Origin of the sequence: Paenibacillus harenae (genome assembly GCF_030812415.1) — a bacterium.
GTDB classification, from domain to species: Bacteria; Bacillota; Bacilli; order Paenibacillales; family Paenibacillaceae; genus Pristimantibacillus; species Pristimantibacillus harenae_A.
In genome coordinates this window covers 196811-211318 of sequence record NZ_JAUSST010000003.1, presented here as the reverse complement: position 1 = coordinate 211318, position 14508 = coordinate 196811, and the positions used below count along the sequence as shown (strand labels likewise).

13 protein-coding genes are annotated in these 14508 nt (G+C 54.7%); all 13 read right to left on the bottom strand.

The features are described from left to right. Nucleotides 1-6: 6 nt before the first annotated feature. The 13 genes from J2T14_RS11170 to J2T14_RS11110 all read right to left on the bottom strand — a co-directional run bounded on the left by J2T14_RS11170 (nt 7) and on the right by J2T14_RS11110 (nt 14394). Nucleotides 7-969: an XkdQ/YqbQ family protein gene (locus J2T14_RS11170; RefSeq protein WP_307470768.1), complete on the bottom strand. Its 963-nt coding sequence runs from the start codon at nt 967-969 to the stop codon at nt 7-9. Then, on the bottom strand, nt 966-1616 hold the full coding sequence (locus tag J2T14_RS11165; protein WP_307470767.1) for a LysM peptidoglycan-binding domain-containing protein: 651 nt from the start codon (nt 1614-1616) through the stop codon (nt 966-968). Before J2T14_RS11165 ends, J2T14_RS11170 begins: the two co-directional genes overlap by 4 nt. Continuing rightward, complete coding sequence (locus J2T14_RS11160) at nt 1606-4686, bottom strand: phage tail protein (protein WP_307470765.1); 3081 nt, start codon at nt 4684-4686, stop codon at nt 1606-1608. The genes J2T14_RS11165 and J2T14_RS11160 overlap by 11 nt, the downstream gene beginning before the upstream one ends. Nucleotides 4687-4894: 208 nt before the next feature. Then, complete coding sequence (locus J2T14_RS11155; RefSeq protein ID WP_307203083.1) at nt 4895-5332, bottom strand: phage tail assembly chaperone; 438 nt, start codon at nt 5330-5332, stop codon at nt 4895-4897. Nucleotides 5333-5357: 25 nt separating this feature from the next. Then, nucleotides 5358-5807: a phage tail tube protein gene (locus J2T14_RS11150; RefSeq protein WP_307203085.1), complete on the bottom strand. Its 450-nt coding sequence runs from the start codon at nt 5805-5807 to the stop codon at nt 5358-5360. 3 nt (nt 5808-5810) lie between these two features. Then, nucleotides 5811-7166 carry a phage tail sheath family protein gene (locus J2T14_RS11145; protein ID WP_307203087.1) on the bottom strand — a complete coding sequence of 452 codons (1356 nt, stop codon included), beginning with the start codon at nt 7164-7166 and terminating at the stop codon, nt 5811-5813. Between the two features lies 1 nt (nt 7167). Then, on the bottom strand, nt 7168-7428 hold the full coding sequence (locus J2T14_RS11140; RefSeq protein ID WP_307203089.1) for a hypothetical protein: 261 nt from the start codon (nt 7426-7428) through the stop codon (nt 7168-7170). After that, nucleotides 7421-7873 carry a phage portal protein gene (locus J2T14_RS11135; protein WP_307203091.1) on the bottom strand — a complete coding sequence of 151 codons (453 nt, stop codon included), beginning with the start codon at nt 7871-7873 and terminating at the stop codon, nt 7421-7423. The genes J2T14_RS11140 and J2T14_RS11135 overlap by 8 nt, the downstream gene beginning before the upstream one ends. Nucleotides 7874-8161: 288 nt before the next feature. Beyond that, entirely contained in the window at nt 8162-8506 is a 345-nt protein-coding gene (locus J2T14_RS11130) for a hypothetical protein (RefSeq protein WP_307203093.1), read from the bottom strand. 176 nt (nt 8507-8682) lie between these two features. Then, complete coding sequence (locus J2T14_RS11125) at nt 8683-9585, bottom strand: DUF4275 family protein (protein WP_307470763.1); 903 nt, start codon at nt 9583-9585, stop codon at nt 8683-8685. 382 nt (nt 9586-9967) lie between these two features. Next, nucleotides 9968-10534, bottom strand: coding sequence for an SBBP repeat-containing protein (locus tag J2T14_RS11120; RefSeq protein WP_307470760.1), 567 nt, complete (start codon nt 10532-10534; stop codon nt 9968-9970). A gap of 283 nt (nt 10535-10817) precedes the next feature. Then, entirely contained in the window at nt 10818-12527 is a 1710-nt protein-coding gene (locus J2T14_RS11115; RefSeq protein ID WP_307470758.1) for an ABC transporter ATP-binding protein, read from the bottom strand. Then, nucleotides 12514-14394, bottom strand: a complete 1881-nt coding sequence (locus tag J2T14_RS11110; RefSeq protein WP_307470755.1) for an ABC transporter ATP-binding protein — start codon at nt 14392-14394, stop codon at nt 12514-12516. Before J2T14_RS11110 ends, J2T14_RS11115 begins: the two co-directional genes overlap by 14 nt. Nucleotides 14395-14508 lie beyond the last annotated feature (114 nt).

Genomic DNA, 14508 nt, shown 5'->3' with positions numbered 1-14508 from the left:
TAACGCTTACGTCATTTCCGTTAAAGTCAGCGACATTTTATGATACCTGCCGTTAAATTGATGGTTGTCTTCCTCGACCGCATATGTCTGCTTGATGCCGAGCTCCGGCACGTTGACGACGACGACCGTTCCGGCGACGACTTCGGAAATGCCGAGCACCTCGTCGAGCCGCAGCGTCTTCTTCACTTTGCCTTTCTCTGCGAGCAGTTGATCCGCGGCCTCCTGCAGCTTCGCCCGGTTCGTCTTTTCCTTCACCTTCTCATAATGCTGAAGAATGCCGAACTGCTTCTGCAGAGCCTTGTTCTCTGCGGTCGCGATGATCGTCTGCTTCTCTTCGCCGCCCTGCAGCTTCACCTTCGTAACCGTGTTCTCGATCGATTCGCCGTACGAATAGTCGATCAGATTGAGGCCCGTCTCGATAACCCACTCGCGGCTGTTCTTCTTGAACGGCACAAGCTGTACCTGCCCTTCCTGGGAAAATAGCGAGTACCGTATTCCTTGCTGCCGGTATGTAATATCGAGCGCCTTCTTCACCATGTCGAAGAGCGTCTCCTCGTCGCATACCAAATACGAAATGACGTGGACCGTATCCTCGATCGTCCCTGCGGGAATCGAGAAGTCGCCGCACAGCTTATTCAGAATGGCCGACGCCTTCATGCTTTTGAACACGTAAGAATCCTTGTTGTTCGTCAAATAGACAAGCTGATCGTAAGCGGTCAGGCTCAGCTTGCCGGGCTTGTATTCGGCGTTGAACACGACGCCGCGGAACAGCTCGGTTTCGCCGTCGCGCAGCATAATGCCCGTGCCGTTCGGCACGGGAGCAGGAGCGGCATCGCCTTCCTGCGCATGAAGCAGGCTGACTGACAGCTTGCGAACCGCCTTCTGCGATGAGCCAGACCATTCCGCGCTTTCCACGAGCGCCGTGACATCCGTCGATTTGCCGTTCTCCACGAGCATCACTTGAATCATGGGATCACCAACACTTGAGCAGGCCGAATTGTATACGGCGGCTTAATGCCGTTGGCTGCCGCGATCTTCTCGTAGGAAACGCCGACCTTCCGGTCGATCGCCCATAACGTATCCCCCGCCTTGACCGTATACGATTTCGGCTTCACCGCTTGGTTGGGCCGCTGCCCCTTGTTGCTGATTTCCGCCACCTTCTGACCGTTCTCCTCTTTCGTTTCGATCGCACGCGGCTTCGTGTATTTAAACTCTCGTAGCGACAGGTCGTAATAGATGCTGCCGATATCGCCGGCGATCTCCCGGTAAGAGAGCGTTTCGATCGTTACGGGCACCGTTAACTTCTGCCCTTCGGGATTAATAATGACGAATTGAACGGGAAAGCCGCTGAACTTCCACTTATCCAACAGATCAATCCCCTTCTTCGGAGGGGGAATGTCTTTATAAGCGCAATAAGGGCCGTAATGCTGGGGAAAATGAGCGGAAAACTCGTACGTCTTCAGAACGGGATCCTGAATAACGGTCACTTGACCAAGCCCTTGGACGGTTACCGTTTCATTCGCCGAGCCTGACGTTACTTTGAGCTCGGAAGGATTAACGGGCAGCCATAGCGATTCCGCTCCGTTGTTGTACGTGAACCAGAACTCAACCGGCATAGACGCCCTCTCCTCCCGTCAGCAAATCCTCTTCCAGCATCCGCTTCAGCTTATCGATGAAACGGTTCTCGTCCGCCTCGTCATGAACATGCATTTCCCCGATCAGGTTCGAGATCTCCACCGACTTCGACTGGTTCACCGTGCCGCCTCCCGCCGCGCTATAGGGCTGAAGCATGGAGGAACGCTGCTCGCTTGTGAGCTGGCCGCTCCGGTATTGACCGGCCTGCTCCGAGGTCAGCACCATCTCCCCTTGATGCAACTGCGCGATATAACCGTTGAACGGCACCCTGTTAAGACCGCTTCTATGGCTGCCGTGAACCGGTTGAACGGACATGTTGACGCTTGCTGTGCCCCCGAATATGTTTTTCACCGAGTCCCATATTTCCTGCACCGTCTGAACGAGCGTACCCCACATTTGCGTAAAGCCGTCAATGAGCCCGTTCATAAATTGCGTGCCGAAGGACATCGCCTGCTGCCCCAAGCCGTTCATGACGTCGTATACGATCCGTACGCCCCAGGCAAACGCCCCAACGATAATGCCCCACATGAGCGTGGTGAAATTGCCGATCGCTGCAAACACCGGTTGTATAACGCCCCAAATAGCAATCAGCGTATTGGCTGCCCAGGCGTACATTGCCCTGAAGGCATTCACTACCACGCTTGAAATGGTGTTCCACGCCGTGACGAAAAATGTTCCAATCGCCGACATCGTGCTTGTGATGACATTCCAAATTAACTGTGCCCCCGTCTGAATATAGGCAATGACGGTATGGAAAGCTTGAATGGCTCCGGATACAAAAGCATCGAATGTCTGAACGAGATAAGCTACGATCGCCGGACCCACTGCTTTCGCAAATGCAATAAAGGATTGAAAAGATTGGATCGCATAGGCTATGACAGCATTCGCCGTCGAGATTGCCCACTGCTTAATGGCCTGTGCCGTCGTCGTGACGAAACTAACCGCTCGCGCCCAGCCCCGCTGTATGGCGGCGATCGCCATATTGAACGCATTCACCACATAGGTGGAAATCGCGCTCCAAGCGGCTTGAAGGCCTGCCCATGCAGCCTTGGCCGCAGACACGACAAAGTCCGCAATCGCGCTCCAGACGGACGTTATGACCCCCCAGACTGGCATAACCGCATCCTTCACCGTCTGGTAGAAGCCAAGCAATCCGGATGCGTAGCCGGTTACGAATTGCTTTGCGTAACCGATCGACTTGGCGGCGAATCCGCTAAGCAGCGCGCCGACTTTGCCGAATGCGCCAAACACCGCGTCGCGAATGGTACGTACGGCGCCGATATGATCGCCCGCCGCGCCCTGCCATACGCCCTTCAAGATGCCGCGCAGCATATCCATCGCCGCCCGGCCGACGCCGACAATCGTATCGAAGGCGGCCGTCACGATGCCGCTCGCCGCACCGAAAGCGGAGCGAACCGTGTCCGCTATGAACGAGCCTGCGCCCGTTACGATCTTCACCATGCCGTCCCAAACGAGTCCATAGAAGTTAAGAATCCGGGACATAACGCCGGACACGATCCCCCATACGTACTGGAATGCTGCACTGACCGCCTGCCACAAGCGCGTCAGCTTATCCGTCGTAAAGGACACGATGTCGCTCCAGGTCTGCAGGAGCCAAGCCTTCATTTCCCGGCCGAGCTGCGTAACGGTTTGGACGAGCTGGTTCCAACGCTGGACCGTGCCCGTAACGAGCCGGTTCACGAAACCCTCAACGCCTGCGACGGCTGCCGACCATAAATATTGGATCCATGCGCCCAAGTCGGCGAACAGCTGCTTCGTGTCTTCGACAAACTGCTTAATGGACTTAACGAAGCCTTGATAAGCAGCCACGATCCAAGCGATAGCCGCTTTCGTCTTATCTTGAATGCCGAACCAGTTGCCCGTCCATGCCGCGGTGAGCAACCCGATCGCGGCGACGATCCAGAAGATCGGATTCGCCAGCAAACCGATGAACACGCCGATCCCGGAGATTATCGAGGCAACGGTCGAAATGACGGTGAATGCGGCGAAGGCCGCAACCAGTCCGTTCAAAATCGGCCTTAGCGTCTCGAAGTTGGCACTGACCCAGTCGAGCGCCTTCTCCAGCCAGCCGAACACCGGCCCCAGGACATCCGCCAGCCACAAGAAGCTCTTCACGAGCACGTCGACCGTCTTCGCCGCTATATCCTCCAGCTTCTTGAAGCCGCCGTTGTTCAGCCATTTCACGAGCCGCTGCATAATCGGCTTCACCTGCTCCAGCGCGGCGACGCCGGCGTTCGCCAGCGACATCTTCATGCCTTCGTTCATAATTTCCCACATGCCGTTGGCCGAAGCGTTCAGTTTATCGCCGCCGCCCTTGAACCACTTGTCGGCATCCTGCAGAAACTTGTTCCAGCCGCCGCCTTTGAACTCGAAGCCGAATTCCTGAAGCTTCTTGTAATCTTTGTCCTTGGCGGCTTCGATCGCTTCCATCGCTTCCGATACCGACTTGCCGGGATTGAAAGCGGCCATGTCCTCGGCCAGCTTGACGAGCTGCATCGCCTTGGCCGTGTCGCCCTTCGTCAGCTTGACCGCGATCATGCCACCCTCCATCACCTTGTCGGCGGAAAAGGCGGTCGTCTGTGCGTTTTCCCGAAGGGCCTTCCAATAATCGTCGAACTTCTTCTGCAGGTCCGCGGCGCTTGCCGGCCTTCCCTTGCCCTTGCCCCCTTTGCCGCCCTTCGGCGGCTGCAGCTTGCTCATGGCAAAGTCGAAGCCGATCTTGCCCGACTCCAAGTCGGCCGCCGCGCCGACGGTAGCCGTGCCGAAACTCTTCAGCTTCTCCGACACGCCGCCGAACACATCCTGCATCTCCTTGAGGTGATCGCCCCACGTCGGATTCTTCTCTTCCTGCGCCGGGGCGGCTGGTTTAGCCGGCGTATTCTTGCCGAACATCGCCTTCATCGCCAGCTTGCCTATGCCCATCTTGGCAGCCGACTTGAAACTGTTTTTAAATACGGAAGCGCCTTTCTTCCTAGCGCCTTTCATAATGACCGCTCTGCCCAGCATGGATGCGGCCACTGGCACCGCCATACGCGATCGCCTCCTTCCCCGATGCGCGGCGGAGCCTACTTCCGTCTCTGCGCGCGATCGGCTTTCCGCTCCGCATCCATCTCGATGAATTCGGAGGCGTAAATGAACGCTTTGTGGTAATCATCCATGTTGTACAGCTCCTGAGGGGCAAGATGATGCTTCTGCCACACCCGGTGGGAGATGAGCGCATGGTAATCGCCACCGCGTATTAGTTTTTTGCTTCGTCCACCAGTTCTTCGAAGTCCGTATCGAAGCCGTTCACCCGCTGTACCGCTTGAATAAGCTCGGCGTACTCGCCGCCGACGTTCAATATTTCCTTCACCAGGTCGCAAGGATCAACGATACCGTAGCTGCCTAGCAGCTCCTGGTCGCGGAAGTTGGGATAGATCGTCGTTTCGACGGCCAGCCTGCAGGCGAACCGTTTCCAATCGACCTCCTCGCCGACCTTCTTGCCTTTCTTGAACTGTGGCACCGTGCACTCGTCCTGCAGGTCCTCGATCCGTTTCGTATCGACCGCCTTCAATTGAAACGGAATCGGGTTGCCCTCGTCATCCGCGTAGCGCCTCGATACGACGACCTCCTCGATTACCGCTTGCTTCGCTTTCCCTTTCATGAACACGTCCATCGTTTTTGTTGCCGTTGTCATGCTTCGCTCCTCCTTCGTCTGCTATTTATTCAAAGCCGTCCTTCAAAGCTTCCGGAATCTCCGCTCCTTCGAACGTAAACGGAATTTCCTCCTCAAGCGCTTCGGCCTCCACGTTGAACTGGCCGATTTTCACCGAATCGATATTGCAGTTGAGCAGCGTTATCCGCTCCGTGCCGCGTCCCGAGCCCGGATCGTCGAGCACGCCCTGCAGCGTGAAATAGACGTCCTTGCCGGTCGTCGCATATTCAAGCAGCATCTTCGAGAACTTCGTCGTCACCTTGTACAGCGTCAACGTCCCCGTGCCGCTGAGACTGGTCGTCTTCTTGCCGAGCCAGCGGTTGCCGAGAATGGCGACGTCGACCTTGTTCTTCTCGATCGTTGCCTCGAACGATTTGGCGTAGCCGATCTCATCGCTGTCGATGAAAAGTCTCGCCTCCCGTCCGTTAATCGTATTGTCCGCACGAAATTTAGCCATCGATTATCGCACCTCCACCGTAAAGAAAAATTTCTCCATGCTGTCAACCGGCTGCACGCCCAGATTGACATATACCTCGTCGCCGACCGAACGTGCCGGATCGATCTCGAAATCTTTGATGAAATCAACGTTCTGGATTGCGCCGGCGTCCTGCAGGTCGCGCAAATATTGATTGGCGGCAGCCTTCAGCAGCGCGTGCCCGTCGGCGTTGTTGTCGATCTTGCCGATATAGCTGTCGTTCGCTACTCGGGCGAAGTCGTTGGCGATCGCGTCCAATACGCGTACGACGCGGTTCTTCGAGAAACGGCCGTTGCGCGTCTGCGAATAGGAGACGAGGGAGTTGATATCCTGCTCGACTTTAACCTTTACGCCGTCGTGGACGAATACGAACTGCCCTTTCTTAAGCGCATCGATCACTTGGCTGTTCTTGAGGCGCGGGTTCGCGTCAACCGCCCCTTCATAAGCGCTGTACGTATTCGATTGAATGATCGATGCCCCCGCCGTAGCACCTGCCACCCAAGCGACCGCATCGGTCGTTCCGAGCGCCGTGCCGTCCAGCAACACGACGCCATTGCCAACGCTGACGATGCCTTCGTAATCGGCAATGTTTTGGAAAGCGCCGTTGTTTAGCGAGCCCGCGATAACGCCTTGAATTTTTTTGCCTTCCTCCTCGCGCATCCGCTTGATGAACGAGATGAAGGAGATTTTAAGACTCGCGTCCTCAAACGGATAAGCGATCACTTCAAAATGCTGCGTCTCCGTCGCTTCCAAATAAGCGGTATGATCCTCTCCGATCGCTTTTCCGTCCGTGCCGCCGACCAGCAGAGTTCCCGCCGTCTTATCGACCGTGCCCGTACCCGAGAACTTCACCCAAGCGTTGGCCGCAAGCTCGGATGCCGAGACGACAAGCTGCTGGTGGACGACGCGGCCGCTGACGAGCGTCTTGACGAGCTTCTTGGCCTCGCCGGACGGATCGTCCTCGGACGTCACGGAAATATCGTTGCCTCTTGTGCCCGTATGTATGGCGGTTACGGTCGTCACGTTCGCATCCGTGCCGAATGTCGCCTTAGCCTTATCGCCTCCGTTAAGCCTATAAATAAGCAGCGTCTTCGCGCGCTTCTTCGCTTCCCGAACCTTCGTTACCTTCGGGTCGTTAATGTCGTAACCAAGAAGCTCCAATACATCGCTGTCCTTTTCGATCTTCAGAAACGTATGCGATGCTCCCCAGCTAAGCTCGAGCGGCATCGTAACCGTACCGCGATCGCCCGATTTGATCCGCTCCAGCGCCGCGATCTTGAAATTCATATATAAGCCCGGTCTTACCTTCTCCACGCCTTGAATCCATGTTCCTCCAGCCATCTCAGTGGACCTCCCTTTGCAAATATGCCGCGATCAGCGATTTCGCTTCCGCGATCGTTAGCTCCCGTGCTTCCGTTCCGTACAAAGCGCCGTCGACAACCTCGGGATTGACTTGAAACAGTTGCAGCGAGTTCCGGCGCAAGCTCGCTGCGGAATAACGCGTCTCCGCCGCATCGGCAGACGGCTTACCCGCGATCTCCGCGCTTGCCGCGGCTTCCGCCTGCGCTGCCTGCTGGACATCGCTTTTTTTCGGTCTAGGCATCGCTTTTCACCCTTTCGACAATCGTTAATTGATTCACTTTCTGATACGTCTCGCGTTCGTAGCTAAGCTGCCTGCTCCATACAAGCGTTAGATTTGCCTCGCCTGCGCCGGCCATCTGCAGCTCCAACTGGTCGATTCGGATGAAGTCGCCAGTTGCCGCACCTCCTTCACCGAGAAGCGGAATGCGGTAGCGCGGGAAGCGTATGCCGTCCGCAATGCTTTCCGCAGCCGCGAAAGCCAAGCTGTCGGTTTCCTGAAAGATTCTCACGACCAGCGTATAGGTTTTGCGGAACGACGACGTTACCGTTCCAGGACTATCCACGATACGCGGCGGTGGAAAGGCCAAGGCAGGGATCGTCTTCTGTTCGGGAACGTCGCCGATATAGACCTGCGCGCTGACAAGCTCCCCGCAGAAGGCCGCGATTGAAACGATGTCTGCTAACAACGCGACCAGCTCCTTACCCTCTTTATGATCTGTTTCAGTTTAAGCTGTAACGCGTTCAGTTTCGGTATATTCCCCGTACCAATTCGATATCAAATTCGCCTAATTAGCGCCCAAAATCTTACGGCAAAAAGACCAGCCGAAGCACGGATGGCCTTAGAACATTGATGCAAGAGAATACAGGAACGGTTAGCGGCGAACTTCAGTTATAGACGCAGCAAAAAAGCTTCCTTGTTAACGGAAGCTTTCGCTTGATCAATTGCCGTAAGGCATATGTAAGTTGTAGGCAGGTTAAATCATGTTGGCCGCTTTGAGAATGGAAGACATGGTGTGGATGGCTCGCGATTTGTAGAGATCGTAAGTGCTCTTCGGAATTTTGAGCACGAACTCGTAAATGTACTTATCTCTCTTTTGCTCGAAAAAACATCGGGTCAAAATTTCTTTTCCTTCATAAGGCAGCGCCTCCAGCGCCCGTTCGATCGCTTTGCATTTTCCGGCATAAACAGCAAGTTGGTCAGCCCCATGATCCCACGCGGAAATATCGACTACCGCTTTCATTGACGGGTAAGCCTTCAGCAACTGCTTCACCTTACTACGCTCGTCTTCCGTGATAGCGAATTGGGATTGCAGCAACATTACACCATTCCTCCAACAGCAACAATTTCTTCGTTCACTGCGTATATGGGCATCTTCTATCTCCGAACGATTGCTCATCACCATCCAATTAAAGGTAATACTATATTACCAAATTCTTCCCTTTTGTGAAGAGTCCCTTCGAACTATGTTATTGCCAGCATTCGACATTCTCTTCGCTACCGCTGATAAAAGTAAGGTCTGAAATCGGACTCATGGGTTTGCACATATGTCCACCTGAAATCCCGATCCACCACGTAGATGTCTTGCTCGGTTCGTAAGTCATCTGCCGTCAGAAGAGACGCGTCGGAAATGTACAGCGCATGATCGCGGTTCTGGTAGAAGAGGTAACATTCCTGCTTCTCCTGCGAACGGAACGCCTCTTCCGCTTCCTCCTTCTCAAGGAATGACAGCCTCTCATAACTAAATAAATGCCATAAATATTGCTCCAAATAAATATCCCTCTTGAATTCCTTATCCAAGCCGCGAGCAAAGAGCCACTCCCATCTGTCCCTAAGCTCCTGTCCCTTGTCCCTCTCCAATGTTGCAGCTATGCCTCTCTCTTCAAGGCGGAACATATAACCGATCATCAACGTTTCAACCATCGCGTTCGGATCGCCGAAGATCCATTGCTTAGCCGTCTGCCTTACCGCTTCGCTGGATTGCTGCATCATCCGTTGAACGTCGGCAACACTTCTCCTCGGAATCTCTATCGACTCGATTTTGGCATCGCTAGGCAAGAAGCCTTCCGGCAATTGCTCCCGATCATGCTCGGATACCGCCCCGAAATATTCAAACAGCAGATCAAAAGTACCGTCTCCGATGCTTTCATCGACAACCTCTTCAATATGTTTGCGGCTGATCGTGTCTACGATAACGAGCGGATTAGCCGCAAACATGAATATGCGATTGCCCGTACGCAGCATATCCTCGCGAATCGACTGAATGCATTTCAATGTATAAAAGTGGCACAGCCAGCGTGACGCATCGGGAAACGTAACGATGACGCTGACTTGCGCATGGTCGTTGTCCTCCTCCCAGCCCCATCCATCGATATGAATATGTCGTTTCTTCGGAAACATGTTTCTCCTCCTCGTTGAAATGGACTTTAAGCCACCTCTTTTATGCCGGGCTCGCCCATCCTATGTTGGAAATTCGTACTAACTTCGTTCGCTTGAAGTGAGGTTATAGAGCTATGTTGGATTTCTGCATGAACTTTGCTCAGAAACGATGACTTTGCGGCACTAGCGGGAAAAGTTAGTGCCATTATCCAATGTAGGTTGCTGAAACGATCCAAAACTCAGAAAGTTGCTGCACAGATCCAACATAGCTGCTCCAGCCAGCTCTGCTGCCGGAAATCGTAATCCCCTCTTCAGCTTAGGTCTCTATTAAACGGCCGAATGCTCCAAGTTGTTGCACAAATAGCGGTGCTTCCTCCTTGTTGGGGAAGCGGCCATTCGGTCGTCACACGCGGCATTGCTTCCTGTGCCGCCGATGCGGCGACCGGTGCGGGCAGCGCTGTTTGCAGCGGCACGGCTTCCGTTTTTTCGGCTGTCTTTTTCGTTTCGCGATAATACGCCGCCCCCGAAGACCCCGCAATCCTCTCGGACCTCGCGGCCCCTGCGGTCCTTGTATTCCCGGATCGCCCTGCGGTCCTTGAGCTCCGGTTGGACCGGATGGACCTTGCAAACCTTGAGAGCCCTGCGGCCCCGTTGGACCAGGCACGACAATCTCGCCTAGTTTGACGACGAATGCATCCTGCAGCACGCTGTTCAAAGTTCTATCGAACGCGCTCGGAGTGACCGGAAAATCGGTCGACGTCGTCTGCCCTGTTACATAAGCATTGGCGAATGCATCCACGGCGATGCCTAGCGCGACATCGTTATTGCTCCCGCCTAGATAAGACGAGAACAGCAGGTCGGAGCCGGTTAAGCTAATGCGGGTAATGAACGCATCCTGGAACCCGTTTAACTCTGTATCGAACGCGCCGGGCGTGGTCGGAATATGATTCTTCGAGGTTCTTCCGCGCAAATCATTGATCTTTGTTCCTCTTGCCCGACATTCGGAACAAACGCAAGAGGAAGCTTCCCGTAGGCTTCCAAGACGCGCTGTTCCATCTCTCCTTTGGGCTGCAAGTGCATCCTCCTCGAATCTCTTTATTGTGATAAGCTGGAACGCTAGTGGCGTGGGTGATTAGCACCCTATATGGTTATGTTAGACATGAACAGGTTGCCTGTGCGGTTGGTAGGAATAAAAATAGACGCATGCCATCGCGCATGCGCCCACTCTGTTACTTTTGAATAAATAGCAAGTGCTAATGCTGCGCCGTCAGCAGCTGCCGGTACACGCGTCCCCTTGCCAACAGCTCGTTATGCGTGCCGGTCTCGGCGAGCGAGCCTTCATCCATGACGAAAATAATGTCCGCGTTCTCGATCGTCGACAGCCGATGCGCGATCATAATCGTCGTCAGTCCCTGCCTCCGCTCTTCAAGCGCCGTAAGCAGCTGCCGCTCTGTCTCCAGATCGAGCGCGGACGTCGCTTCGTCGAGCACCAAAATTTGCGGATCGCCGATGATCGCTCTTGCGATCGCGATACGCTGGCGCTGGCCCCCGGACAGCTTGATGCCGCGCTCCCCGATGTTCGTGTCGTAGCCTTCCGGCAACGAAAGAATGAAATCGTGAATTTGGGCGATGCGGCAGGCTTCCTCGATCGCCTCATTCGTGGCAACTTCCCGGCCGAGCATCAGATTTTCCTTTATCGTATCGGAGAACATATAAGGGTCTTGGAACACAATCGCGACATGATTGGACCACTGTTCTCGGTCATATTGCTCCGCATCCGCCCCGTTCAGCAGCAGCTTGCCTGCCGTCGTGTCGTAGAACCGAATGAGTAGCTGCGCGATCGTCGACTTGCCGCCGCCGCTCGTTCCGACGAAAGCGATCTTGCGTCCGATAGGCAGCTCCGCGCTGAAGCCGTGAATAACCTCCGGCAACTCCGGCGAGTAGCGGAAGTGCGTCTGCTCGAACGTCAACGTCTCGATCTTCGCGTCCATCCCCTTCACGCCCGGCTCATCCTGCTCCAGCGTTAAGATGCGCTGCACGCGATCCACGTTTGCCATCTGCGAAGACAGACTCATAATGAATTGGAAGAAGTTATAGAACGCATCGGACAGCTGCGTCGAGAATTGGAATAGGATAACGAACGTGCCGACCGACATCTCTTTATTAATGAGCTGCAGCCCTCCGTAACCGAGCACGAGGAGACCGATGCCCCATTTCAGCGGATCGCTGTAACGCACTTGGCGGTTGATGAGCTTGACCTCGTCCATCACCTTGTCGAAGAACTCGGAGAACATTTTCAAGTATAGCTGCTCTTCCCACTTCAACCGGTGATAGGCGACTACCTCGCGCGTCGACGCGACGCCCTCCTCGATCTGGACGAGCAGCGCAGCCCGCTTCTCGGCCACCTGGCGCGCCGCCGCCTTCAGCTTCGGCGTGAAGTAATAGCCGATCATTACGTAGATGACGCATAACCCCACAATCATGAGCAGCAGCATCGGACTCGACAGCCCGATAATCGTCATCAGAATGCATAGATTGAATGCCTCCTGGATGCCGCGCGGAATTTGCCAGCCAAGCACGCTCGCCGTAAGGAACAAGTCCTGCGTGAACGTGTAGACGTATTTGCCCGTACGATCGCTCTGGAACTTCTCGACGGGAACGCGCTCCAGCCGCTTCAGCATTCGGGCGAGCAGCGAGCGGCTCGCAATAAACTCGTTTCGTACGAGCCTGCGGCTTGTTACGGTGAACATAAGCGCAAACACCGTGCCCGCAAGGGCAAACACGCCGATGACGATGGGCAGCAGCTCATAGTTGCCTTGCACGAAAACGTCATCGATTAATATTTTCTGAATGTAGACGATCGTATAGTTGGATACCGATTCGATGGCGAGATAGAGCAGCGCAATCAGAAACGCTCCTCGCAGCAGCATCATGTTCGATGCGATGAATTTAACGTACTTCATGCGCTAACCTCCCCTCGGACTCGCCTGTCTGTCCGGCTTCTAGCTGATAAAGCAGGCCTCTGCGGGCGATCAGATCGTCATAGCTGCCAGCTTCCGCCACGCGACCCTCATGAATAACCACAATCGTGTCAAAATGCTTGACCGTCGACAGCCGATGCGCGATCGCGATCGTTGTCCGGCCTTCCAGCACCTCGTCGAGCGCCCGCTGCACCTCTGCCTCGCTGACGTTATCGAGCGAGGAGGTTGCCTCGTCGAGCAAAATAACAGCCGGCTGCTTCGCGAACATGCGCGCGATCGAGATGCGCTGCTTCTGCCCGCCGGACAGCTTCATGCCCCGCTCGCCGACCAGCGTATCGTAGCCTTCGGGCAACTGCATAATGAAATCATGCGCGTAAGCGGCTTTGGCTGCGGCAACGACCTCCTCGTCGGTCGCGTCCGGCTTGCCGAACCGGATATTCTCCTTCACCGACGAGCCGAACAAATACGTCTCTTGGAATACGTATCCGACCGATTCCCTTAATTGTCCGAGCGCCATCTGGTTGATCGGCACGCCGTCCAGCCTAATGATGCCGGAGGTCGGGTCGTAGAACCGTCCGATCATTTTGAACATCGTTGTTTTGCCGTTGCCGCTTGCCCCGACGAAGGCTACTTTCTCGCCCGGCTTGATCGAGAGGTTGAAGCCGTTAATAACGGGCGGCTGATCCGGATAGCCGAAGCGTACGTCCTCGAACGTCAAGCCGCCGCGTACCGTATCCAGCTCGATCGGCTGCTCCGGATCTTCGATCTCGATCTTCTTATGCATGAATTCGAATAAGGGCACCGTCTGATGAATGACGAGCTTCTGCTCCGTCAGCATCGTAACGAGCATCGTAAGCCGGAACATCGTCGTCATGTACAACAACGTGAACGCGATAAAGCCCCCGAGCGTAATCCAGTTATTCTGCAGCGAATAATAGCCGAGGACGAACAGCGCAACGGCGCCTAAGTAGAAGGTGAACCGCCGGAAGCTGCCTCGCCCGAAACTGTACGTAGCCGCCAGCAAATAATAATACGACCAGTTCTTATGCTTGCCGATCGTGCGATCATGATACCAAGGCTGCGAGCCGAAAGCTCTGAATTCCCTCATGCCCGATATCGTTTCGTAGATCGATTGGTTGTACTCGATTCTCGACTGGCCGCCCATCCGGCCATACTGGGATGCCTTCCTCTCGAAGTAAGGCCCGAATAAGTAATAGAGAGCGAAGGTTGGGAGCATGACGAGCGACAACCAGCCGCTAATGGTCAGCAGCATCGCGATCGCGACGGCGACGAACAGCAGATTGTCGATGACGCCGGGCAGGAAGTTGCGGTATATTTTCTGAACGGATGCGACTTCGGAGTTGAACATCGACAGCGTCTCGCCTGCCGGATGGCGCTCGTAATGGGCGAAGCCAAGCTTGCGCAAATGCTTGAATATCGCCGTCTGCATATCCCGCGAGGCAAGCTCGCCGATCGTTCTCTGGAGCAGATTGCGATAGTTTTTGGCGATTAGCATAAGCAGGTTAATGACTGTAAGCGCTGCAATTATAGCGAAAAACAAGGACTTATCCTGATTAACCACGACATGGTCAATTACATATTGGATCATTTTGGGCGTCAATGTCTCTCCGCTCACCGCTATTATCCCGCATACCGCAAGCCAAACAATCTTCTTCTTGAACGGCAGTACGAACTTCAGCGCCCATATGTAGGAACGTTTCGACAAATCCATATTGGTCTTATATGCTGCTTTGTCTGCTTGCCGTCGTTCCCTGGTCCTCTCCGCAGCGGTCTTGCTCGGCGCCTCTTTGTCTCTATGCGCATTGTCTTCGGTACGATTGTCGCGCAATTAGATCCCCCCTGACTGGTCATGTCCCGTCTGTTTTTTTCAACCTAAATTCTGGTAGCAGAAGTACATCTTAATTCCGTCGACAGCCTTTGTCAACGTAATAAATATTTATAA

Coding starts and splice junctions, on each gene's coding strand:
- J2T14_RS11125 (WP_307470763.1), bottom strand. CDS start 9,585: ATGTTTCCGAAGAAACGACATATTCATATCGATGGATGGGGCTGGGAG.
- J2T14_RS11150 (WP_307203085.1), bottom strand. CDS start 5,807: ATGGCTAAATTTCGTGCGGACAATACGATTAACGGACGGGAGGCGAGA.
- J2T14_RS11130 (WP_307203093.1), bottom strand. CDS start 8,506: ATGTTGCTGCAATCCCAATTCGCTATCACGGAAGACGAGCGTAGTAAG.
- J2T14_RS11165 (WP_307470767.1), bottom strand. CDS start 1,616: ATGCCGGTTGAGTTCTGGTTCACGTACAACAACGGAGCGGAATCGCTA.
- J2T14_RS11140 (WP_307203089.1), bottom strand. CDS start 7,428: ATGCCTAGACCGAAAAAAAGCGATGTCCAGCAGGCAGCGCAGGCGGAA.
- J2T14_RS11160 (WP_307470765.1), bottom strand. CDS start 4,686: ATGGCGGTGCCAGTGGCCGCATCCATGCTGGGCAGAGCGGTCATTATG.
- J2T14_RS11170 (WP_307470768.1), bottom strand. CDS start 969: ATGATTCAAGTGATGCTCGTGGAGAACGGCAAATCGACGGATGTCACG.
- J2T14_RS11155 (WP_307203083.1), bottom strand. CDS start 5,332: ATGACAACGGCAACAAAAACGATGGACGTGTTCATGAAAGGGAAAGCG.
- J2T14_RS11145 (WP_307203087.1), bottom strand. CDS start 7,166: ATGGCTGGAGGAACATGGATTCAAGGCGTGGAGAAGGTAAGACCGGGC.
- J2T14_RS11115 (WP_307470758.1), bottom strand. CDS start 12,527: ATGAAGTACGTTAAATTCATCGCATCGAACATGATGCTGCTGCGAGGA.